General features: G+C 70.9%; 18 protein-coding genes. 12 read left to right on the forward strand and 6 right to left on the reverse strand.

Annotated features, from left to right (window positions below):
• Positions 1-7 precede the first annotated feature (7 nt).
• The 5 genes from ACFXJ5_RS32880 to ACFXJ5_RS32900 all read right to left on the reverse strand — a co-directional run bounded on the left by ACFXJ5_RS32880 (position 8) and on the right by ACFXJ5_RS32900 (position 6,124).
• Positions 8-829 (reverse strand): ABC transporter permease, encoded by an 822-nt coding sequence (locus tag ACFXJ5_RS32880; RefSeq protein ID WP_384639318.1) that lies wholly within the window; start codon positions 827-829, stop codon positions 8-10.
• 6 nt (positions 830-835) lie between these two features.
• Positions 836-1,654, reverse strand: coding sequence for an ABC-2 family transporter protein (locus ACFXJ5_RS32885; protein WP_384639321.1), 819 nt, complete (start codon positions 1,652-1,654; stop codon positions 836-838).
• A complete protein-coding gene (locus ACFXJ5_RS32890; RefSeq protein ID WP_384639324.1) occupies positions 1,651-2,652 on the reverse strand; it encodes an ATP-binding cassette domain-containing protein in 1,002 nt (333 codons plus the stop codon). The genes ACFXJ5_RS32885 and ACFXJ5_RS32890 overlap by 4 nt, the downstream gene beginning before the upstream one ends.
• A 70-nt stretch (positions 2,653-2,722) precedes the next feature.
• Positions 2,723-4,165, reverse strand: coding sequence for an RICIN domain-containing protein (locus tag ACFXJ5_RS32895; RefSeq protein ID WP_384639326.1), 1,443 nt, complete (start codon positions 4,163-4,165; stop codon positions 2,723-2,725).
• A 156-nt stretch (positions 4,166-4,321) separates the two neighbouring features.
• A complete protein-coding gene (locus ACFXJ5_RS32900; protein ID WP_384639329.1) occupies positions 4,322-6,124 on the reverse strand; it encodes a TIGR03767 family metallophosphoesterase in 1,803 nt (600 codons plus the stop codon).
• A 481-nt stretch (positions 6,125-6,605) separates the two neighbouring features.
• On the opposite strand from ACFXJ5_RS32900, the gene hpnC reads away from it, so the two are divergent.
• From hpnC to ACFXJ5_RS32960, 12 genes are all read left to right on the forward strand, one after another.
• Positions 6,606-7,472, forward strand: a complete 867-nt coding sequence (gene hpnC / locus ACFXJ5_RS32905; RefSeq protein ID WP_384639446.1) for a squalene synthase HpnC — start codon at positions 6,606-6,608, stop codon at positions 7,470-7,472.
• Positions 7,473-7,479: 7 nt separating this feature from the next.
• Positions 7,480-8,406 (forward strand): presqualene diphosphate synthase HpnD, encoded by a 927-nt coding sequence (hpnD, locus tag ACFXJ5_RS32910; RefSeq protein WP_384639331.1) that lies wholly within the window; start codon positions 7,480-7,482, stop codon positions 8,404-8,406.
• Positions 8,407-8,854: 448 nt separating this feature from the next.
• On the forward strand, positions 8,855-10,279 hold the full coding sequence (hpnE, locus tag ACFXJ5_RS32915; RefSeq protein WP_384639334.1) for a hydroxysqualene dehydroxylase HpnE: 1,425 nt from the start codon (positions 8,855-8,857) through the stop codon (positions 10,277-10,279).
• On the forward strand, positions 10,276-11,397 hold the full coding sequence (locus ACFXJ5_RS32920) for a polyprenyl synthetase family protein (RefSeq protein WP_384639336.1): 1,122 nt from the start codon (positions 10,276-10,278) through the stop codon (positions 11,395-11,397). The genes hpnE and ACFXJ5_RS32920 overlap by 4 nt, the downstream gene beginning before the upstream one ends.
• 101 nt (positions 11,398-11,498) lie before the next feature.
• Entirely contained in the window at positions 11,499-13,556 is a 2,058-nt protein-coding gene (shc, locus tag ACFXJ5_RS32925; protein WP_384639338.1) for a squalene--hopene cyclase, read from the forward strand.
• Positions 13,556-14,164, forward strand: coding sequence for a phosphorylase family protein (locus ACFXJ5_RS32930; protein WP_384639341.1), 609 nt, complete (start codon positions 13,556-13,558; stop codon positions 14,162-14,164). Before shc ends, ACFXJ5_RS32930 begins: the two co-directional genes overlap by 1 nt.
• A 5-nt stretch (positions 14,165-14,169) precedes the next feature.
• Positions 14,170-15,195, forward strand: coding sequence for an adenosyl-hopene transferase HpnH (gene hpnH / locus ACFXJ5_RS32935; RefSeq protein WP_384639344.1), 1,026 nt, complete (start codon positions 14,170-14,172; stop codon positions 15,193-15,195).
• A 2-nt stretch (positions 15,196-15,197) separates the two neighbouring features.
• Positions 15,198-16,352 (forward strand): flavodoxin-dependent (E)-4-hydroxy-3-methylbut-2-enyl-diphosphate synthase, encoded by a 1,155-nt coding sequence (ispG, locus tag ACFXJ5_RS32940; RefSeq protein WP_384639347.1) that lies wholly within the window; start codon positions 15,198-15,200, stop codon positions 16,350-16,352.
• Positions 16,353-16,388: 36 nt separating this feature from the next.
• A complete protein-coding gene (gene dxs, locus ACFXJ5_RS32945; protein ID WP_384639349.1) occupies positions 16,389-18,266 on the forward strand; it encodes a 1-deoxy-D-xylulose-5-phosphate synthase in 1,878 nt (625 codons plus the stop codon).
• A gap of 151 nt (positions 18,267-18,417) precedes the next feature.
• The gene (locus ACFXJ5_RS32950; protein ID WP_384639352.1) at positions 18,418-19,815 is read left to right on the forward strand and encodes an aspartate aminotransferase family protein; all 1,398 of its coding nucleotides are present in this window, start codon (positions 18,418-18,420) and stop codon (positions 19,813-19,815) included.
• A 62-nt stretch (positions 19,816-19,877) separates the two neighbouring features.
• The gene (locus tag ACFXJ5_RS32955) at positions 19,878-20,447 is read left to right on the forward strand and encodes a helix-turn-helix domain-containing protein (RefSeq protein WP_384639354.1); all 570 of its coding nucleotides are present in this window, start codon (positions 19,878-19,880) and stop codon (positions 20,445-20,447) included.
• A 29-nt stretch (positions 20,448-20,476) separates the two neighbouring features.
• Positions 20,477-20,590, forward strand: a complete 114-nt coding sequence (locus ACFXJ5_RS32960; RefSeq protein WP_384639356.1) for a DUF6126 family protein — start codon at positions 20,477-20,479, stop codon at positions 20,588-20,590.
• A gap of 30 nt (positions 20,591-20,620) precedes the next feature.
• On the opposite strand, the gene ACFXJ5_RS32965 is transcribed toward ACFXJ5_RS32960, so the two are convergent.
• The gene (locus ACFXJ5_RS32965) at positions 20,621-21,439 is read right to left on the reverse strand and encodes a tyrosine-protein phosphatase (RefSeq protein WP_384639359.1); all 819 of its coding nucleotides are present in this window, start codon (positions 21,437-21,439) and stop codon (positions 20,621-20,623) included.
• Between the last annotated feature and the right edge of the window lie 40 nt (positions 21,440-21,479).

The following is a 21,479-nucleotide window of genomic DNA, read 5'->3' on the forward strand; positions in this document are numbered from 1 at the left end:
CCGAGAGCTACCCGTTGACGCCGGTGTAGTGGCGCAGGCTGCGGTTCCACAGCAGACGTGAGGCGATGAAGGCCACCAGCCCGATCAGCGGCGAGACCGCGGCGACGAAGCCGGGCACGCCCAGGCCGGAGGTGTGGCCGGTGAGGACGGCGGCGGGCAGGTAGGCGATGAAGGCCAGGGGGAGCAGGAAGGTGAGGGCGCCGCTGATGACGCCGGGGAGGATCTTCAGCGGGTAGTTGCCGAAGGTGGCGAGCAGTTCCTCGGTCCAGATGCTCCAGGCGTTCGCGGCCGGGAAGTGCAGGTGCAGGCTGGAGATCGCGGTGAAGACAGCGGCTTCGGTCAGCATCCCGCCGAGCAGCCCGGCGATCACGTACGCGATCCGCAGCGGGGTCCAGTGCAGATCGATGCTCCACACCGCGCCGGTGAACATCGAGACGCCCACCAGCAGGTCGCCGATCGCGTTGGCCGGGAAGTACGTCAGCTGGACCTGCCGGTACACCGGCATCGGCCGCAGCAGGTAGCCGTCGATCCGGCCCTCCTGGACCAGGGTCGCGAGCATGTGGACGCGGCCCAGGCAGAGCACGAACAGACCGTGGCTGAACATCCGCATCGCCGCGATCAGCAGCACCGCGTCGCTCGGCCAGCCGCCCATGCCGGGGAACCGGCCGAGCAGCACCGTCGCGAAGACGATGATCGAGACCTGCCAGACGATGCCGATCCCGATGCCCATCAGGAACTCGCCCCGGTACTCCAGGCGGGCGCGGAAGGTCATCCCGACGATGCGCCGGGCCAGCCCCCAGGCGGCGAAGAACGCGCGCACGGATCCCATGCCGGCTCAGCCTCCCTGCGACACGACTCGGGCCGCCGCCTTGCGCCACAGCAGGCGGGTGCACAGGGCGAGGACGAACACCCAGCCGGCCTGCACGGCGACCTGCGCCGGCAGGTCGGAGAGCGGGATACGGCCGATGTAGAACGAGAGGGGGACGTTCAGCGTCGACTGGAAGGGCAGCACCGCGCTCATCGCCACGAACCAGCCGGGGAAGTACCACAGCGGCGCGTAGGCGCCGGAGAGCAGATTCTGGGCGAACTGGAGGATGAGCAGGGCGGAGCTGTTCTGGATGGTCCAGAAGCAGAGCAGATCCGTCAGCAGCGTCAGGTAGTACAGCACCGCCTGGCCCAGCAGCAGGCTCACGACGAACGCGATGGCAGCCCCGGCCGAGGCGGGGGCCTCCAGCACGCCGACGAGGCGGCAGATCGCGTACGCGGCCACCGCCCAGGCGAAGCCGTACGCCTGGTCGCCGAGCGCGCGGTACAGGTAGTAGCGGCGGGGCGGCAGCGGGCGCAGGAACCAGTAGACGATCGTGCCGTAGTAGATGTGCTGGATGACGGTGTCGCGGGCGGTGTATCGGTCCAGGCCGCGGATCCGGGTGGCCAGGGCGGCCAGCACCGCGTAGCTGACGGCCTGTTCCTTCACCAGGCCGGCGCTGCTGCCGGTGTTCGCGTACAGCGCCCGCCACAGGCAGGTGACCAGGAAGACCTGTACGGCCAGGCGTATGGCGGTGGCGGCGATCCGGCCGGGGGCGAGGATCTCGGCGAGCGGGGTGATGCGGGCGGTGCGCCAGGCGCGGGGGAGGGGCAGGGCGAGGTCGGTCATGCCGCCTCGCGCAGGTAGGCGGCGCGCATGACGTCCTCCAGGTCGCTCTCCTCGACGCGGATGTCCGCGACGTCGTAGCGCTCGATGATCCGCTTCAGCGCCTCGTGCGAGGTGAGCCCGCCCGCCGTACCGTCCGGGCCGAAGACCAGCCGGGGGCCGTCCTGGCGGAGCAGTTTGAGCCCCTCCGGGCAGGACAGGGCACCGGCGCCGGGCACGGACTCGGGGACGGTGACGTGGACCCGCCAGCCGCCGCCGAACAGCCGGCGGATGCTGTCCAGCGTGCCGTCGAGCACGATCCGGCCGTGGTTGATCAGCACGACGCGTTCGGCGAGCCGCTCGACCTCGGTCATGTCGTGGGTGGTGAGCAGTACGGTGCGGCCGCGCTCCTCGACCTGGTGGCGGAGGAAGCGCCGTACCTGCTCCTTGACGACGACGTCCATGCCGATGGTGGGCTCGTCGAGGAAGACGACGGGTGGGTCGTGCAGCAGGGCGGCCGCCAGGTCGCAGCGCACCCGCTGGCCGAGGGAGAGGTGGCGGACGCGGGTGTCCCAGAAGGCCGACAGGTCGAGAAGGTCGTCGAACTCCCGCAGGCGCCTGGCGTGTTCGGCCGGATCGACGCCGTAGATGTCGCGGAGGACGGTGAAGGACTCGCGGGCGGGCAGGTCCCACCACAGCTGGGAGCGCTGGCCGAAGACGGCACCGATGTTGCGGGCGTTGCGCTCCCGCTCGCGGTACGGGACGTTGCCGGCGACCGTCGCCTCACCGGAGGTGGGGGTGAGGATGCCGGTCAGCATCTTGATGGTGGTCGACTTGCCGGCGCCGTTGGGGCCGAGCAGGGCGACGAGTTCGCCCTTGGCGACGCTGAAGGAGACATCCTGGACCGCCGTGACCGCCACCCGCTGGGGCGCGACGAGCGAGCGCAGCGCGCCTTTCAGTCCGGGTTGCCGCTTGGTGGTGTAGAAGGTTCTGGTCAGTCCCCGGGCTTCGATCGCGGCCATATGGTCGAGCCTGACGTGCCGCAGGGGGTGCGGGCAAGCGGTTTCTGCCGGACGGCCCTGACGTGATCCGTCACTTGAGCGCGTCGTCGAGGGCGAAGTGACCGGTGGCGCCGTCCGTGGCGGGGACGAGCACGACGGGGCTGTCCTTGCCCTTGTTCTGGAGACCGAGCTGCAGTCCCGGGTTGGTCTTGCACACGGCCACGACGTACCCCGAGTGCCGGTAGACCTTCAGCAGCCACATCTGGTCCTGCTCGCCGATGGCGCAGGGGCGTTGGGAGATCGCGGCGCCGGCGGTCCGGTTGCCGCCGATGTCCAGGCACATGCTGCTGGCCGCGTTGCGCAGCTTCACGGCGTCGCCCTCGACGTCGAGGACCTTCCACTGCTGGGCGGTGGAGGAGTCGCAGCCGGCCTGGACCGGCTTCGCGCCGAACGCGGCGGAGCCGCCGGCTATCTCCAGGCACCGTCCGTTGGCCGAGCCGGCCAGGGTGATCGCCGTGTCCCCGGTGGCGGTCGACGGGCTCTCGGCGGGGGACGCGCTCGACCGCGACGCGGAGGCGGACGCGCTCGGCCCGGCGCTCGTACCGCTGCTGTGCGCGCCGGAGGCGCCCACGTCACCGGCGCCGCTGTCGGTGGTGAGCGCCGGCACGATAGCGGCGGCCACGCCCGCCACGGCCGCCGTGGCCAGCACCGCCCCGACGGCGAGGCCGCCCACCGGGAACCGCCGCCGCCGGGGCGCGGCGGCGGGCTCGTCCGGGCCGTCGTACACCTCGAGGGCGGTGGAGTACGGCGGCGTACGGAACCGGGCGGACTCGGCGAGATAGCCGGTGTGGCCCCACAGCAGCAGCCGGGCGGCCAGCGCGTCCCGGCGGCCGTTGTCGGCGCCGGTGATCAGCTGGAGGTCGCGCAGGGCCGTGGAGCAGGTGGGGCAGACGGCGAGGTGCTGCTCCAGATCCTCGCTGGTGCGCTGGTTGGTGCCCCGGAGCACCGCCCCGAGCATCCGGCTGTAGTGGTGGCAGTCCGGGCCGGGCGCCCGGTCGGTGAGGCGCCGCAGATAGCTGTCGCGCAGGCCGTCGATAGCGGCCTCCGCCTCTCCGGCCGGATCGGGATCACCTTCGACGACCTGGTGCCAGACGGTGTGCCGGGCGCGGTCCGGCAGGGCGTTGAAGGCCTGCAGCACGGGCGAGGCCTCTTCGCACCGCCGCATCGTGTCGTCCGGGCCGAAGACGGCGACCAACTCGCCGTACCAGCCCCGGAAGTCCGGTGCGAGCGCGCCCGACCGTTCCTCTTCGGCCGCCCAGGCGCCGGCGGTCCGGCGCACTTCGGCCAGCAGGAAGGGCCGCCAGGCGGTCTCCGGCCGCCCGCCGTAGTAGGCGCTCGCCAGCCCGGCGCGGGTCAGCGCCTCCATCACCAGGTCGGAGGCCGCCTCGGGGCCGGGGCAGCAGAGCCGTGCGTAGGCGTCCATCGCGTCCCGATGCTGATGGATGACCGCGCCATCGGTCTCGGCCTGGCTCATCGGATCCCCCAATAACTCTGCGTATGCTTTGAGTTCGCAAGGGGTTCATAACAGTCCGTTACCGACCGGTACCGCTCGAATACTGAGAGATTCACAACGGATTCACAGTGTGTGTGGAGAATGCCGGGCCTCCGGCCTGGGTATCGCGAGGCCGGATCACACGCCGTGGACGAGGAGTTCGGTGTTGCGGTCCGCCGCGCCGCCCGCCCAGCCGGCGTTGACGTCGCCCGTCATCCCGGAGGCGACACCGGGGGAGTTGTACGCGAGCTCCCGGTAGAGGGAGGCGAGGCCGTTCGGCGACAGGTCGTCGAAGTTCGTGCGGTGCGGGGCGGCGGACTCGATGAGCGTGGTGAGCAGTGACAGGGTCCCGTCGTGGTTGTCGACCAGCTCGATCACCCGCGCGTGGTGCGGATAGTCCACGTGGGAGGCGGTGTTGACCTCCCAGAAGGAGCGGGCCGGCGTCGGGTGGCCATGCGCGGTGATGCGGTTGATGTGGCTGTGGCCGTTGATCCACGCCACGACGTTCGGGAAGCGGCTCAGCAGGGCGATCAGCTCCTGGCCGTCGTGCCGCGGTTCGTCGGAGCGGGCGGCGTCCGGACGCCGGGTCATGGTGGGGCTGTTGTGGTGGCTGAAGACCAGGATGTGGGCGTCGTCGGCGCCAGGGTTGCGCACCTCGCGGCCGTCCGCGTCGTAGGAGCGGGAGCTGTGGGCGGCCAGCGTCCGCTCCAGCCAGCCGAGTTGGTCGGAGCCGAGCGAGCCCTCGTAGTGGCCGCTTCGGTACGTGGTGTCGATGCTGATGCCGACGACCTCCTCGGCCACCTTGAACGCGTAGTACATCCGGTCGCCGTCCAGACTGTCCTGGGTGTACCCGTGGCCCACCGGCCCGGCCCCGGCGTACTTCGGGTCGAGGTGTGCGGTGATCTGCTCGTGCGGGGTGAGCAGCCTGCGGCGCTCGTCGGCCGTGACGGTCCGCGCCTGGGCGGCGTGCCTGGTGAGGATGGCCTTGAGCACCTCGCTCTTGGGGTCGTCGCCCGTGCCCAGCGCGTTCGCGTACGCCGCCAGCTCGGAGTCCGGGACCGACAGCAGCTTGCGGGAGCCGGTCACGATGCCGCTCAGCGCCGGGTCCGCCGGGGCCAGGCAGCCACCGGGCAGCTCGTCGTGGTTGCCGGGCGTGGAGTACCACGGGATGTTCAGGCCGGGGCTGGTGACCGGGCGGACGGCCGCGTCGAGGTAGCCCGGTATCCGCGGCAGGCCGCGCTGCTTGTCGAGGTCGCGCAGGGCGTCGTCCGGATGCCAGTACAGGGGCAGGCCGGAGTTCTGCGCGCCCTCGTACGCGGCGGGGTCACCGGTGTTGGGGGTGATCAGGCCGCCGCTCATGGCGGTCAGGAACCACTCCAGCTCGATGGCGGAGTTGTTGTCCGTGTTGTCGCCCGTCGTCATCACGAACGCCGGACGCTTCCCCGTGTGCGGCCCGCCGCCGAGCGCGTTCACCTGCTCCACCAGTGACACCGCCCCCGCGACGGTGAGCGCCTCCTGCGTCCGCCATGCGGCCGTCGACCGGGCCCGCAGGAACTCCGTACGCAGCGGATTCTGCACGTCCGCCAGATGGAGGTCGGTGAACTGGACGAAGCACGCCAGCGCGCTCCGCCGGTCCTCCCGCCCCGACCGGGGCGCCGCGATCTCACCCCGCACGGCCATCGGCCACCCGGCCCCCGACACCAACCGCCGGTATCCGCTCCCGCCGCTGCCCCCGCCCCCGATCCGGGCCGCGGTCTCCAGGGTCGTGAACCCGTACGGCTCGGCCCGCCGCACCACCGGCGTCGCGCTCGGGCCGGGCAGCGGAACGCCGCCCTGGCGCTGCCCGGGGATCAGACCCAGTGCCGCCCCCGATCCGGCCATGGCGGCACCGGAGGCGAGCAGAAAGCGCCGACGATTGATGGCGGATCCGTTCCCGGCCATGGGGCCCCTCCGTACGATTGCGGAATCACTCGTTCCGCACCCTGGGCGGCAGGAATGGCCTGAGTGTGAACGAAGCCGTAACGCGGCACACCTGGAAACGGTCCATGCGTGCGGCATCGTCGGCCTCGATCACGTCGGGTCCGTGCGCCCCCCGAATTCCTTTGCCTTAGGGGAAGATTCGGGGCCAGTGTGGTGTTGGAGCCCTCAAGTGGAGATCATCCGCACCCCGGCGCACGCCGGAGCACCTCTGCGCCGTAAGCTGGGTCGGTACTCAATCGCCGCTTCTCGGGTGATACGTCCGTGCCCCGGTTCGGTCGATCGAACGAGCGGCGTGTCCGAAATAGTGTGTTATGGCCAATCGGTGTAGAACGGGGGATGTGACGGCAATGGCTGGGTGGACCCCTCAAAGACACGGTGCGTCCGCCGCTCGCGTGCCGGGAAGTACGCGGTGACCGCGGCATCAGACGCGCAGTCGCGTGCGGTGCTCGACAAGGCCGCGCGTGAGAACTTCCCCGTCGCGCCGTTCTTCGTGCCCCGCGCCTGGCGCGGCGACCTCATGGCCGTCTACGGATACGCCCGGCTCGTCGACGACATCGGCGACGGCGACCTCGCCAACGGCGGCCGCGACGACGCGCTCCGCCTCGGCCTGCCCGCCGAAGCCGCCGGCGACCGCCTCGCCATGCTCGACGCCTTCGAGGCCGACCTCCAGCGGGTTTTCGACGGAGCCGACGGCCCCCGCCACCCCCTGCTGCGCGCCCTGCAGCCCACCGTACGGCGCTGCGGGCTCACTCCCGCGCCCTTCCTCGGCCTGATCGAGGCAAACCGCCAGGACCAGCACGTACGCCGCTACTCCACGTACGACGACCTGCTGGCTTACTGCGAGCTGTCCGCCAATCCGGTCGGCCGGCTCGTGCTCGGCATCACCGGCACCGCGACCCCGGAGCGGATCCGCCGCTCCGACGCGATCTGCACCGCACTGCAGATCGTCGAGCACCTCCAGGACGTGACCGAGGACCTCGGCCGCGACCGCATTTATCTGCCCGCCGAGGACATGAAGCGCTTCGGCGTCTCCGAAACCGATCTCACCACCCCGACCGCCGGCACACAGGTGCGTGCGCTGGTGGCATTCGAAGCGGAACGCGCACGTGACCTGTTGAATGAAGGCACCCCTCTGGTGGGTAGCGTCCACGGCAGGCTCAGGCTGCTGCTCGCCGGCTTCGTGGGGGGAGGCCGCGCCGCCCTGAAGGCGGTGGCGGACGCCGGCCACGACGTGCTGCCCGGACCGCCGAAGGCCACCAAATTCAGCCTGCTGCGCGAGGTGGGGTCGACATTGCGAAGAGAGGGGTGAGCCGTACGTGAACGGCTCCGACCACACGTCCGGCGCGGTGCTCGCGGCCTACCGCTACTGCGAGACCGTCACCGGCCACGAGGCCCGCAACTTCGCCTACGGAATCCGTCTCCTGCCGACCGCCAAGCGCCAGGCCATGTCGGCTCTGTACGCGTTCTCCCGCCGCGTCGACGACATCGGCGACGGCGACCTGGCCCCCGACGTCAAGCAGGAGCGCCTCGACGAGACCCGCACAGTCCTCGCCCGCGTCCGGGCCGGCGAGGTGAGCGAGGACGACACCAACCCGGTGGCCGTCGCCCTCTCCGATGCGGCACGGCGCTTCCCCATCCCCCTCGAAGGGCTCGACGAGCTCATCGACGGCGTCCAGATGGACCTGCGCGGCGACACCTACGAGACCTGGGACGACCTCGCCGCCTACTGCCGCTGCGTCGCCGGCGCCATCGGCCGGCTCTCGCTCGGCGTCTTCGGTACGGTACCCGGCGCACCCGGCACCGAGCAGGCCGACGACTACGCCGACACCCTCGGCCTCGCCCTCCAACTCACCAACATCCTCCGGGACATCCGCGAGGACGCCGACAACGGCCGCACCTACCTCCCCGCCAACGACCTCGCCAAGTTCGGCTGTTCGGCCGGCTTCCACGGCTCCACCCCGCCCTCCGGCGCGGACTTCACCGGCCTGATGGAGTTCGAAGTCCGCCGCGCCCGCGCCCTCTTCGCCACCGGCTACCGCCTCCTCCCCATGCTCGACCGCCGCAGCGGCGCCTGCGTCGCCGCCATGGCCGGCATCTACCGCCGCCTCCTCGACCGCATCGCCGCCGACCCCGAAGCCGTCCTCCGCGGCCGCGTCTCCCTGCCGGGTCGCGAGAAGGCCTACGTAGCCGCGCGCGGCCTCGCCGGCCTGGACTCCCGCCGGGCAGCCAGGGGGCGAGTATGAGAACCCGCACTACCGGTCCCCGTCCGCCATGGATCTGCGGTGCCGGGTCGGCGGCTGAGCCAAAGCGGAGCGGCCGCTGTCGAAGGGGAGAACGCGCGCTGTCCGAGAGGAACGAGCGGGCGAGCACGATCGACCGTCGACAGTGGCTGAGCGCAGCGGCGGCGAAGCCGCCTAAAAAAAAGAGGAAGGACAGCACCAGTCCGGCGCGCCGAGCCCCCGGGTCCTGCGGCACGCGTGCGGCGCGCCGAGCCCCGGAGTCCTGCGGTACGCATCCGGCGGCCCGAGCCCCCGGGTCCTGCGGCACTCGTCCGGTGCCCCGGACCGTCACAATCAGCGACCACGCAACCGCCGCCGCCCCCCGCGCGTCCCTGCCTGCATCGGCGCGCCGCGCCCCGTGCGCTTCCGCCGGTGGGGTTCCCCAGGCCAGACGCTTGGGTAGGGAGGGCGCATGAACGTGCACGACGCCGCAGGCCGTCCCCCGGGGGCGGCCGCTGTGGTGGTGGGGGGCGGCCTGGCCGGCACGTCCGCCGCCCTCGCCCTCGCCGACGCCGGCCTCCGGGTCACCCTTCTCGAAGGCCGCCCCCGCCTCGGCGGGCTCGCCTTCTCCTTCAAGCGCGGCGACCTGACCGTGGACAACGGTCAGCATGTCTTCCTGCGCTGCTGCGTCGCCTACCTGCGGTTCCTGGACCGCATCGGCGCCGCCGACCTCGTCACCCTCCAGGACCGGCTCGACGTACCCGTGCTCGATGCCGAGGGCCTGCGGCTCGGACGGCTCCGCCGCACCGCGCTGCCGGTGCCGCTGCATCTGGCGGCCAGCCTGGCCACGTACCCCCACCTCTCGCTCACCGAACGTGCCTCCGTCGGCCGGGCGGCCCTCGCGCTGCGCGGGCTGGACCCCAGGGATCCCGCGCTGGACGCGGTGGACTTCGGGAGCTGGCTGCGCGACCACGGCCAGTCCCCGCGCACCGTGGAGGCCCTCTGGGACCTGGTCGGCATCGCCACGCTCAACGCCGCCGCCGCAGACGCCTCCCTCGGTCTGGCGGCCATGGTCTTCAAGACCGGCCTGCTGTCCGACCCCGGCGCCGCCGACATCGGCTGGGCCTCGGCTCCGCTCGGCGAGCTGCACGACGGCCGGGCGCGCGAGGCCCTGGACAAAGCAGGCGTACGGACCGTGCTGCGGGCCCGCGCGTCCCGCGTCGCACGCGAGGGTGACGGGCCCTGGGAGGTCGACGCCGAGACCGGCCCCGGCCGCACCGAGCGGATCACGGCCGACGCCGTCGTACTGGCCGTGCCCCAGCGCGAGACGTACGACCTCCTCCCCGAGGGCGCCCTCGAGGACCCGGAGGCGCTGCTGCGCATCGGTACGGCGCCCATTCTCAACGTTCACGTCGTCTACGACCGCAAGGTCCTGCGGCAGCCCTTCTTCGCGGCGATCGGCAGCCCCGTGCAGTGGGTCTTCGACCGTACGGAGCACTCCGGGATGCCGGCCGCTGACGGGCAGTACATCGCGCTGTCCCAGTCGGCCGCGCAGGACGAGATCGACCTCTCCGTCGCCGCCCTGCGGCAGCGGTATCTGCCCGAGCTGGAGCGCCTGCTGCCCGCGGCACGCGGCGCGACGGTACGGGACTTCTTCGTCACCCGGGAGCGGACGGCGACCTTCGCCCCCACGCCCGGGGTCGGCGCCCTTCGCCCAGGTCCGCGCACCCGCGCGCCCGGGGTGTACGTGGCGGGCGCGTGGACCGCCACCGGCTGGCCCGCGACCATGGAAAGTGCAGTACGCAGCGGTTTGCAAGCCTCCCGAGCAGCTTTGACCGCACTAGGCCACCCCTTCGACCCTCATCCCTTCGACATCGAAGGTCTGGAGCCGGCATGAGCATCACCAGTGCAATCAAAGGAGAGAACGTGACCGCTGCCAAGGAGCAGACGACCGCGGGCGTCGACTCGGCGAGCGTGACCGAGCTGCTGGAGCGCGGCCGCACACTGTCCACGCCCGTGCTGCGGGCGGCCGTGGACCGACTGGCAGCCCCGATGGACACCGTGGCCGCCTACCACTTCGGGTGGATCGACGCGGCGGGCAACCCGACCGCCGGTGACGGCGGCAAGGCCGTACGCCCCGCCCTGGCCCTGCTGTCCGCCGAGGCGGCCGGCGCCACCCCCGAGACCGGCATCCCCGGCGCGGTCGCGGTGGAGCTGGTCCACAACTTCTCCCTGCTGCACGACGACCTCATGGACGGCGACGAGCAGCGCCGGCACCGCGACACCGTCTGGAAGGTGCACGGCCCCGCCCAGGCCATCCTGGTCGGCGACGCGCTGTTCGCCCTGGCCAACGAGATTCTGCTGGAGCAGGGCACCGTCGAGGCCGGCCGGGCCACCCGGCGACTGACCACCGCCACCCGCAAGCTGATCGACGGTCAGGCGCAGGACATGTCCTTCGAGCACCGCGAGCGGGTCACCGTCGAGGAGTGCCTGGAGATGGAGGGCAACAAGACCGGCGCTCTTCTCGCCTGCGCCTCCTCGATCGGCGCGGTGCTCGGCGGCGCCTCCGAGGCCGACGCCGACGCCCTCGAGGAATACGGCTACCACTTGGGACTGGCTTTCCAGGCCATCGACGACCTGCTCGGCATCTGGGGCGACCCCGCCTCGACGGGCAAGCAGACCTGGAGTGACCTGCGGCAACGCAAGAAGTCCCTCCCCGTGGTCGCGGCCCTCGCGGCGGGCGGCGAGGCCTCGGAACGGCTCGCGGAGCTTCTCGCAGCGGATGCGAAGGCCGCGGATTCGTTGGACCGTAATGATATTGAGTCCTTCGACGAGGAAGAGTTCGCGATGAGAGCGGCGTTGATCGAAGCGGCGGGGGGCAGGGAGTGGACATCCCAGGAAGCCCGCCGACAGTACGCCACCGCTATCGCCGCGCTCGACAAAGTGGACATGCGGGACGAAGTTCGCCGTAAGCTCGTGGGCCTGGCGGATTTTGTGGTGGTTCGCGAGAAGTAAACAGAGCAGCAGTGGAGCGCAGTACGTCGCCGGCCGGGCACGTGTGACGGCCGACGGCAGCCCCAACACCGCAGACACAACGACTGTGCAAAGGGGAAGCCATGACAGCGACGACCGACGGCAGTCCCGGGGCAGGGGCCCAAGGGACACCCTCGGCCAGCACGACGACAGCAACCGACTCCGATGCACCGAGCGCAACCCGTAAGACAGGCGCAACCGGCACAACCGGCACAACCGGCACGGCACGCACCACACCGACGACCAGGGAGACGGCGGAGCGCGCGGCACAGCGCGCCGCCGACCACCTGCTGGCCCGTCAGGACCCGGACGGGTGGTGGAAAGGCGACCTGGAGACCAACGTCACCATGGACGCAGAGGATCTGCTGCTGCGTCAGTTCCTCGGCATCCAGGACGACCGCACGACCGCGGCCGCCGCCCGCTGGATCCGTTCCCAGCAGCGTGACGACGGCGCCTGGCCCACCTTCCACGGCGGCCCGGGCGACATCTCGGCCACCGTCGAGGCCTACGTCGCCCTGCGGCTGGCCGGCGACACACCCGACGCGCCCTGGATGGCCTCGGCCTCCGCCTGGGTCCGCGAGCGGGGCGGCGTCGCCCGCACGAGGGTCTTCACCCGGATCTGGCTGGCGCTCTTCGGCTGGTGGCGCTGGGAGGATCTGCCCGAGCTGCCGCCCGAGATGGTCTTCCTGCCCAAATGGGTCCCGCTCAACATCTACGACTTCGCCCAGTGGGCCCGGCAGACCATCGTGCCGCTCACCATCGTCGCGGCCCACCGCCCCGTACGGCCCGGGCCCTTCGCCCTCGATGAGCTGCACACCGACCCGGCCCGGCCCAGCCCGCCCCGCCCGCGGGCCCCGATCAGCAGCTGGGACGGCTTCTTCCAGCGCCTGGACAAGGCCCTGCACGCCTACCGCAAGGTGCAGTTGAAGTCGCTGCGCCGGGCAGCACTCAGGGCCGGCGCCCGCTGGATCATCGAACGGCAGGAGGCCGACGGCTGCTGGGGCGGCATCCAGCCCCCGGCCGTCTACTCGGTCATCGCCCTGCATCTGCTCGGCTACGACCTCGACCACCCCGTGCTGCGGGCCGGCCTGGAGTCGCTGGACCGGTTCGCCGTGTGGCCCGACGAGGACACCCGCATGATCGAGGCCTGTCAGTCCCCGGTCTGGGACACCTGTCTGGCCACCATCGCCCTCGCCGACGCAGGACTGCCCGCCGACCACCCGGCGCTGGTCAAGGCGGCCGACTGGATGCTCGACGAGCAGATCACCAGGTCCGGCGACTGGGCCGTGCAGCGGCCCGGGCTCCCGCCCGGCGGCTGGGCCTTCGAGTTCGAGAACGACGGCTACCCCGACATCGACGACACCGCCGAGGTCGTGCTCGCCCTGCTGCGCGTCGACCACCCCGACCCCGGCCGGGTGAAGTCCGCGGTCGAGCGCGGGGTCCGCTGGAACATCGGCATGCAGTCGAAGAACGGCGCCTGGGGTGCCTTCGACGCCGACAACACCAGTCCGTTCCCCAACCGGCTGCCCTTCTGCGATTTCGGCGAGGTCATCGACCCGCCGTCCGCCGACGTCACCGCCCACGTCGTCGAGATGCTGGCCGCCCTGGGCCTGGAGCACGACGAGCACACCCGGCGCGGCATCGACTGGCTGCTCGCCGAACAGGAGGACAGCGGCGCCTGGTTCGGGCGCTGGGGCGTCAACTACGTCTACGGCACCGGCTCCGTCGTCCCCGCACTCACCGCCGCCGGGCTGCCCGGCAGCCACCCGGCGATCCGACGGGCCGTCAACTGGCTGGAGTCCGTGCAGAACGAGGACGGCGGCTGGGGCGAGGACCTGCGTTCGTACTCCTCCGTCGAATGGATCGGGCGCGGCGCCTCCACGGCCTCGCAGACCGCCTGGGCGCTGCTCGCCCTGCTGGCGGCCGGCGAGCGGGACAACGCGGCCGTCGAACGCGGCGTGCACTGGCTCGCCGACACGCAGGCCGAAGACGGGTCCTGGGACGAGCCGTACTTCACGGGTACGGGCTTCCCCCGGGACTTCTCCATCAACTACCACCTCTACCGGATGGTCTTCCCGCTCACAGCCCTCGGGCGCTATGTGCACGGAGAGCCCTTCGGGGGCGTACGGAAGGGGGACTGATGGGCCAGTCCGGCCCACCACTGCTCATCGTCTGCGCTCTGCGCTTCGAACAGTTCGCACTGCGCGCAGGCCGCCGCCGCATGGACGCGGCGGCCGGCCCGGTGCGTGTGATCCGTACGGGCATGGGAGCACAGGCCGCCGAGCGCGCCGTCACCGACGCGCTCAGCACCCCGGAGATGAAGAACGCCGCGGTTCTCACCACCGGCCTCTGCGCCGGGCTGGCTCCCGGAATGCGGCCCGGCGACGTCGTGGTCGCCGACGAGGCCCGCGACAGCGACACCCTGGCCGCCGCGCTCAAGGCGGCCGGACACACGGTGCACATCGGCCGGCTGGCTCAGTCCGACCATGTCGTACGCGGTGCGGAGCGGGCTGCGCTCCGCACCACCGGTGCCATCGCCGTCGACATGGAATCCGCCGCGATGATGCGCGCCGCCCTTGCCCTGGGCGCGCATCCCGTAGCGGCAGCTCGCGTAGTCGTCGACACCCCTGAGTACGAACTGGTGCGTGTCGGCACTCTGCGTACCGGAATCACCGCATTCCGCGTGCTAAGGGATCTTCTTCCTGCCTTTCTCAACTGGCACCGCTCTACTGCGCTCCCCTGGAGGTGAGCTAGATGGCCATGCCGCTTCGTCAGACCATCCGGGTCGGGACCTATCTCATGGAACAGAAGCTGCGCAAGCGTGAGAAGTTCCCGCTGATCGTCGAGCTGGAACCGCTCTTCGCCTGCAACCTCGCGTGCGAGGGCTGCGGAAAGATCCAGCATCCGGCCGGGGTGCTCAAGCAGCGCATGCCGGTCGCCCAGGCCGTCGGCGCCGTCCTGGAGTCCGGCGCCCCGATGGTCTCCATCGCCGGCGGCGAGCCGCTGATGCACCCCCAGATCCACGAGATCGTGCGCCAGTTGGTGGCGAAGCGGAAGTACGTCTTCCTCTGCACCAACGCCATGCTGCTGCGCAAGAAGCTCGAGAAGTTCACGCCCTCGCCGTACTTCGCCTTCGCCGTGCACATCGACGGACTGCGCGAGCGGCACGACGAGTCGGTCGCCGAGGAAGGTGTCTTCGACGAGGCCGTCGAGGCCATCAAGGAGGCCAAGAAGCGCGGCTTCCGGGTCACCACCAACTCGACGTTCTTCAACACCGACACCCCGCAGACCATCATCGAGGTGCTCAACTACCTCAACGACGACCTTCAGGTCGACGAGATGATGATCTCCCCGGCGTATGCCTACGAGAAGGCGCCCGACCAGGAGCACTTCCTCGGCGTCGAGCAGACCCGCGAGCTGTTCAAGAAGGCCTTCGCGGGCGGCAACCGCAAGAAGTGGCGGCTGAACCACTCGCCGCTCTTCCTGGACTTCCTGGAGGGCAAGGCCGACTTCCCCTGCACCGCGTGGGCCATCCCCAACTACTCGCTCTTCGGCTGGCAGCGCCCCTGCTACCTGATGAGCGACGGATACGTGACGACGTACAAGGAGCTCATCGAGGAGACCGACTGGGACAAGTACGGCCGCGGCAAGGACCCGCGCTGCGCCAACTGCATGGCGCACTGCGGCTACGAGCCGACCGCCGTCCTGGCCACCATGGGCTCGCTGAAGGAGTCCATCCGGGCCGCCCGCGAGACCGTCTCCGGTAACCGGGCCAAGTAGCCATGGAACCGGTCGATCTGGGGCTGCCCGCAGTCCCCTCGACGCTCGCCCCCCGCCGCCGGTCCCGACAGATCCAGGTCGGGCCGGTGGCGGTGGGCGGCGACGCTCCAGTGTCGGTGCAGTCGATGACGACGACGCCGACGGCGGATATCAACGCCACCCTGCAGCAGATCGCGGAGCTGACGGCCTCGGGCTGCCAGATCGTGCGCGTCGCCTGTCCTTCGCAGGACGACGCGGACGCACTGCCGGCGATCGCCAAGAAGTCGCAGATCCCGGTGATCGCGGACATCCATTTCCAGCCCAAGTACGTCTTCGCGGCGATCGACGCCGGATGTGCGGCGGTCCGGGTGAACCCGGGCAACATCCGGCAGTTCGACGACAAGGTGAAGGAGATCGCGAAGGCGGCGGCTGGGGCGGGGGTGCCGATCCGGATCGGCGTCAACGCCGGTTCGCTGGACCGGCGGCTCCTGGAGAAGTACGGCAAGGCCACGCCGGAGGCGCTGGTGGAGTCGGCGCTGTGGGAGTGCTCGCTGTTCGAGGAGCACGGCTTCCGGGACATCAAGATCTCGGTGAAGCACAACGACCCGGTGGTGATGGTCAACGCCTACCGGCAGCTCGCGGCGAAGTGCGACTACCCGCTGCACCTGGGGGTGACGGAGGCGGGTCCGGCCTTCCAGGGCACGATCAAGTCGGCGGTGGCCTTCGGGGCGCTGCTGAGCGAGGGGATCGGTGACACGATCCGCGTCTCGCTGTCCGCGCCTCCGGCGGAGGAGGTCAAGGTCGGCATCCAGATCCTGGAGTCGCTGAATCTGCGGCAGCGCCGGCTGGAGATCGTCTCCTGCCCGTCCTGCGGGCGGGCCCAGGTCGACGTCTACAAGCTCGCCGACCAGGTGTCTGCGGGCCTGGAGGGCATGGAGGTGCCGCTGCGCGTCGCGGTCATGGGCTGCGTCGTCAACGGTCCCGGTGAGGCCCGTGAGGCGGACCTCGGCGTCGCCTCGGGCAACGGCAAGGGACAGATCTTCGTCAAGGGGGAGGTCATCAAGACGGTGCCCGAGTCGAAGATCGTGGAGACCCTCATCGAAGAGGCCATGAAGATCGCGGAGGAGATGGAGGCCGACGGCGCGATGTCCGGCGAGCCTCAGGTCAGCGTGAGCTGAACGAAGCAATCCCGGTAGGGGGAACGAGGTCCGAACGTGTCGATGCTCGAGAACATCCGAGGCCCGCGAGATCTGAAGGCGCTGCCAGAGACGCTACTGCCTGAACTCGCCGACGAACTCCGCCACTTCCTGGTCCATGCCGTCGCCCGCACCGGCGGCCATCTGGGGCCGAACCTCGGCGTGGTCGAACTGACCATCGCCCTCCACCGGGTCTTCGACTCCCCGGCCGACCGCATCCTGTGGGACACCGGCCACCAGTCCTACGTACACAAGATCCTGACCGGTCGTCAGGACTTCTCCAAGCTGCGCATCAAGGGCGGCCTGTCCGGCTACCCCTCGCGGGCCGAGTCCGAGCACGACGTCATCGAGAACAGCCACGCCTCCACCGTCCTCGGCTGGGCCGACGGCCTGTCCAAGGCCAACCAGGTCCTCGGCCGGTCCGATCACGTCGTCGCCGTCATCGGTGACGGCGCCCTCACCGGCGGCATGGCCTGGGAGGCGCTCAACAACATCGCCGCCGCCAAGGACCGGCCGCTGATCATCGTCGTCAACGACAACGAGCGCTCGTACGCACCGACCATCGGCGGCCTCGCCAACCACCTGGCCACGCTGCGCACCACCGACGGCTACGAGCACTTCCTCGCCTGGGGCAAACAGGTGCTCCAGCACACCCCCGTCATAGGCAAGCCGCTCTACGAGTCCCTGCACGGCGCGAAAAAGGGCTTCAAGGACGCCTTCGCCCCGCAGGGCATGTTCGAGGACCTCGGCCTGAAGTACGTCGGCCCGATCGACGGCCACGACATCCCGGCCGTCGAGTCGGCCCTGCGTCGCGCCAAGCGCTTCCACGGGCCCGTCCTCATCCACTGCCTCACGGAGAAGGGGCGCGGCTACGCCTTCGCCGAGCAGGACGAGGCCGACCGCTTCCATGCGGTCGGCGCGATGGATCCGCTGACCTGCGAACCGCTCACCCCGTCCAACGGGCCCAAGTGGACCTCGGTCTTCGGCGACGAGATGCTGAAGATCGGGGCCGAGCGGCCGGACGTCGTCGCCATCACGGCGGCGATGCTGCAGCCGGTCGGCCTGGACAAGTTCGCCAAGGCCTTCCCGGACCGGGTCTACGACGTGGGCATCGCCGAGCAGCACGCGGCGGTCTCGGCGGCCGGCCTCGCCACGGGCGGGCTGCATCCGGTGGTCGCGGTCTACGCGACCTTCCTGAACCGCGCCTTCGACCAGGTCCTGATGGACGTCGCCCTGCACAAGTGCGGCGTCACCTTCGCCCTGGACCGCGCCGGGATCACCGGCGACGACGGCGCCTCGCACAACGGCATGTGGGACATGTCGATCCTCCAGGTCGTCCCCGGCCTGCGGATCGCCGCCCCGCGCGACGCGGACGCGCTGCGCGCGCAGCTGCGGGAGGCGGTCGACGTCGACGACGCCCCGACCGTCATCCGCTTCCCCAAGGAGACGGTCGGCGAGCCGTTGCCCGCCATCGACCGCATCGGCGGCCTCGACGTCCTGGCCCGCGGCGACACCCCCGACGTCCTCCTCGTCTCCGTCGGCGCCCTCGCCCCCGTCTGCCTCGCCGCCGCCGCGCTTCTGCGCGAACGCGGCATCGGCGCCACCGTCGTCGACCCCCGCTGGGTCAAGCCCGTCGACCCGGCGCTCCCGCCGCTGGCGGCCGACCACCGCATGGTCGCCGTCGTCGAGGACAACGGCCGCGCGGGTGGCGTCGGCTCAGCCGTCGCCCAAGCCCTGCGCGACGCGGAAGTGGACGTCCCCGTACGGGACTTCGGCATTCCGCAGCAGTTCCTGGCGCACGCCAAGCGGGGTGAGCTCCTGGCCGAGATCGGGCTCACGCCCTCCGAGATCGCGGGGCGCATCGGCGCGACGCTCGCCCGAATCGGGCCGACGTGAGCGCCACGTCCGGGGCTGCCGCCCCAGACCCCGGGTTGCCCCCACCTCCAGCCTTCGGCCGGGGGGACCCCCACCTCGCTTTCGCCGCCTCAGGCGGACGGCCTACCCACAACCCGGAATCGACGCGAATCACGAAGGGAACGTCCACACCATGACAGCGGCGGAGCCGAAGGGTTTTGATCTGGCGGGGCTGCTGGCCGAGCGCGGCGGCGAGCGGTACGAGCTGCATGCCAAGTACCTCAACCATCAGTTGCCGCGGATGCTCCACACGATCGGCTTCGACAAGGTCTACGAGCGGGCGGAGGGCGCGTACTTCTGGGACGACGAGGGGCAGGACTACCTCGACATGCTCGCCGGCTTCGGGGTGATGGGCCTGGGCCGGCACCACCCGGTGGTACGGAAGGCGCTGCACGACGTATTGGACGCCGGGCTGGCCGACCTGACGCGGTTCGACTGCCAGCCGCTGCCGGGGCTGCTGGCGGAGAAGTTGCTGACGTACGCCCCGCATCTGGACCGGGTGTTCTTCGGGAACAGCGGTACGGAAGCGGTGGAGACGGCTCTGAAGTTCGCCCGGTACGCCACCGGGAAGCCGCGGGTGCTGTACTGCGGGCATGCCTTCCACGGGCTGACGGCCGGCTCGCTGTCGGTCAACGGCGAGGACGGCTTCCGCGACGGCTTCGCCCCGCTGCTGCCGGACACCGCGGTGCCGCTGGGCGATCTGGATGCACTGGACAGGGAGCTGAAGCGCGGCGATGTCGCGGCGCTGATCGTGGAGCCGATCCAGGGCAAGGGCGTGCAGAAGGCGCCCCCCGGCTATCTGCTGGCGGCGCAGGAGCTGCTGCACCGGCACAAGGGCCTGCTGATCGCGGACGAGGTGCAGACCGGAATCGGCAGGACCGGCGACTTCTTCGCCTACCAGCACGACGACGGCGTCGAGCCGGACCTGGTGTGCGTGGCGAAGTCGCTGTCGGGCGGTTATGTGCCCGTGGGGGCGACGCTCGGCAAGGACTGGATCTTCAAGAAGGTCTACTCGTCCATGGACCGGGTCCTGGTCCACTCGGCGAGCTTCGGCTCGAACGCGCAGGCCATGGCGGCGGGCCTGGCGACGCTGTCCGTCATGGAGGACGAGCAGGTGGTCGCCAACGCCCGCGCCACCGGTGACCTCCTGCGCACCCGGCTCGCGGCGCTCGTGGACCGCTATGAGCTGCTGCACGAGGTGCGCGGCCGGGGTCTGATGATCGGCATCGAGTTCGGCCGGCCGAAGTCACTGGGGCTGCGCAGTCGATGGACGATGCTCCAGGCGGCCCGGAAGGGGCTGTTCGCGCAGATGGTGGTGGTGCCGCTGCTTCAGCGGCACCGGATCCTCACGCAGGTGTCCGGCGATCACCTGGAGGTGATCAAGCTGATCCCGCCGCTGGTGATCGGGGAGCGGGAAGTGGACCGCTTCGTGGAGGCGTTCACAGCGGTGATGGACGACGCCCACGGCGGCGGCGGACTGATGTGGGACTTCGGGAAGACACTGGTGAAGCAGGCGGTGGCCAACCGCTGAGGCATTTTGCCTGAGAGGCAAGAGTTTTGCCTCTCAGGCCCCCCGTTTTGTATACCTGGCGTATGAGCGAAACCCTGCCCGAGGTCGCGCCCCGCCTGCGTGAACTGCGCCGCGACGGCGGTCTGACCCTGGAGACGGCGGCCGCCCGCGTCGGGCTGTCTCCCGCCCACCTGTCCCGCCTGGAGACCGGGCGGCGGCAGCCCTCGCTGCCCATGCTGCTGGCCCTCGCGCGGGCCTACGGAACGACCGTGTCCGACCTGCTGGGGGAGACGCCGGCCGACCGCGACCCGGTGGTGCGGGCGGCCAGGATGGAGCCGGTCGAGGCCGGGGGCTGGACGTACTGGCAGGCCGGCGGACCGGGCAAGGCGATGCAGACGCTGCGGCTGCATGTGCCGGCGGGCCCGCAGGAGGCGCTGGTACGGGTCCATCCCGGCGAGGAGTGGCTGTACGTCCTCAAGGGCGGCCTGAAGCTCACCCTGGGCGAGGCCGTGCACCTGCTGGCGCCGGGCGACAGCGCGCACTTCGACTCGCTGACCCCGCACCGTATCGCCGCCGGGTCGCCGGCCGGGGTCGACCTTCTGTTCGTCCACACGCTGCTGCGCAGCGGCATCGCCGATCTGTGCATCGGCTGAGCCGGGCGCTAGGGAAGGAGACCGTCGTGATGTCGGAGAAGGCCCCCATGGGGTTCAAGGTCCGCGCGTTCATCTACCTGGTGGGGGTGCACTTCTTCGCGGGCTTCTTCTTCCTGATCTTCCACCTCGCCGGGGCCAGGTAGCCGGGGCCCGGAAGCAGCTGGGCGGGTCGGTCAGGACGCGTCCTCCAGGAACAGCTCGCGCAGCCGCTCGCGGCGGGCGGGGGTCAGGCCCAGGCCCTCCGAGAGGTAGGCGTCGACGGAGCCCCAGTGTGACTCGATGGTGTCGAAGGCGGACGCCAGGTACTCGGCCCTGGCCTCGAAGAGCGGGCTGAGCAGCTCCATGACCTCCGGGGTGGCGGCGGGCTCGGCGTTGTCGCCGCGCTTGACGCGGTAGCGGCGGTGGGCGGCGTTGCTGGCCAGGTAGTCGGCCTCGATGGCGGCGCGCTCGACGCCGAGGGCGAGCAGGATGATCGCGATCGAGGTGCCGGCCCGGTCCTTGCCCGCGGCGCAGTGCAGCAGGGCGGGCACCGACTCCTCCTCGGCGAGCAGCTCCAGCATCCGGCCGTGCTCCTCGGTGCGGTCCAGGATGATCCGTACGTATGCGCCGACCATGCGCTGGACCGCCTTGCCGTCGCCCAGGACCTTCCGCAGGGCGTCGAGGTCGCCGTCGCGCACGATGCCCCAGAACTCCGCGCCGGAAGCCGGGTCGCTGAGCGGCATGTTGATGTTGCGTACGCCCGGGAGCGCGACGTCGGGGCCCTCCAGCTTGATGTCGGAGGCGTTGCGGAAGTCGAAGATGGTGTGCAGGCCGAGCGAGGCGAGGAACTCGGCGTCGGTGTCCGTCGTGTGAGCCAGGTGCCCGCTGCGGAAGAGCCGCCCGTGCCGTACCCGGCGGCCGTCGGCCGTGGGGAGCCCGCCGACGTCGCGGAAGTTGCGTACGCCGGTGAGCTCGGGCTCGGTCGAGGCGGTCTGCGGACTCTGCTGGGTCACCGGCGCTCCTTGGAATCGGGTCGGACTCCTGCTGACCATA

The organism is Streptomyces sp. NPDC059373, from assembly GCF_042751495.1.
Taxonomy (GTDB): Bacteria; Actinomycetota; Actinomycetes; order Streptomycetales; family Streptomycetaceae; genus Actinacidiphila.

Excerpts from the sequence above, each read along its gene's own strand:
- ACFXJ5_RS32880 (WP_384639318.1), bottom strand. The coding sequence starts at position 829 with ATGGGATCCGTGCGCGCGTTCTTCGCCGCCTGGGGGCTGGCCCGGCGC.
- ACFXJ5_RS32885 (WP_384639321.1), bottom strand. The coding sequence starts at position 1,654 with ATGACCGACCTCGCCCTGCCCCTCCCCCGCGCCTGGCGCACCGCCCGC.
- ACFXJ5_RS32890 (WP_384639324.1), bottom strand. The coding sequence starts at position 2,652 with ATGGCCGCGATCGAAGCCCGGGGACTGACCAGAACCTTCTACACCACC.
- ACFXJ5_RS32895 (WP_384639326.1), bottom strand. The coding sequence starts at position 4,165 with ATGAGCCAGGCCGAGACCGATGGCGCGGTCATCCATCAGCATCGGGAC.
- ACFXJ5_RS32900 (WP_384639329.1), bottom strand. The coding sequence starts at position 6,124 with ATGGCCGGGAACGGATCCGCCATCAATCGTCGGCGCTTTCTGCTCGCC.
- hpnE (WP_384639334.1), top strand. The coding sequence starts at position 8,855 with ATGAACGTGCACGACGCCGCAGGCCGTCCCCCGGGGGCGGCCGCTGTG.
- ACFXJ5_RS32920 (WP_384639336.1), top strand. The coding sequence starts at position 10,276 with ATGAGCATCACCAGTGCAATCAAAGGAGAGAACGTGACCGCTGCCAAG.
- shc (WP_384639338.1), top strand. The coding sequence starts at position 11,499 with ATGACAGCGACGACCGACGGCAGTCCCGGGGCAGGGGCCCAAGGGACA.
- ACFXJ5_RS32930 (WP_384639341.1), top strand. The coding sequence starts at position 13,556 with ATGGGCCAGTCCGGCCCACCACTGCTCATCGTCTGCGCTCTGCGCTTC.
- hpnH (WP_384639344.1), top strand. The coding sequence starts at position 14,170 with ATGGCCATGCCGCTTCGTCAGACCATCCGGGTCGGGACCTATCTCATG.
- ispG (WP_384639347.1), top strand. The coding sequence starts at position 15,198 with ATGGAACCGGTCGATCTGGGGCTGCCCGCAGTCCCCTCGACGCTCGCC.
- ACFXJ5_RS32950 (WP_384639352.1), top strand. The coding sequence starts at position 18,418 with ATGACAGCGGCGGAGCCGAAGGGTTTTGATCTGGCGGGGCTGCTGGCC.
- ACFXJ5_RS32955 (WP_384639354.1), top strand. The coding sequence starts at position 19,878 with ATGAGCGAAACCCTGCCCGAGGTCGCGCCCCGCCTGCGTGAACTGCGC.
- ACFXJ5_RS32960 (WP_384639356.1), top strand. The coding sequence starts at position 20,477 with ATGTCGGAGAAGGCCCCCATGGGGTTCAAGGTCCGCGCGTTCATCTAC.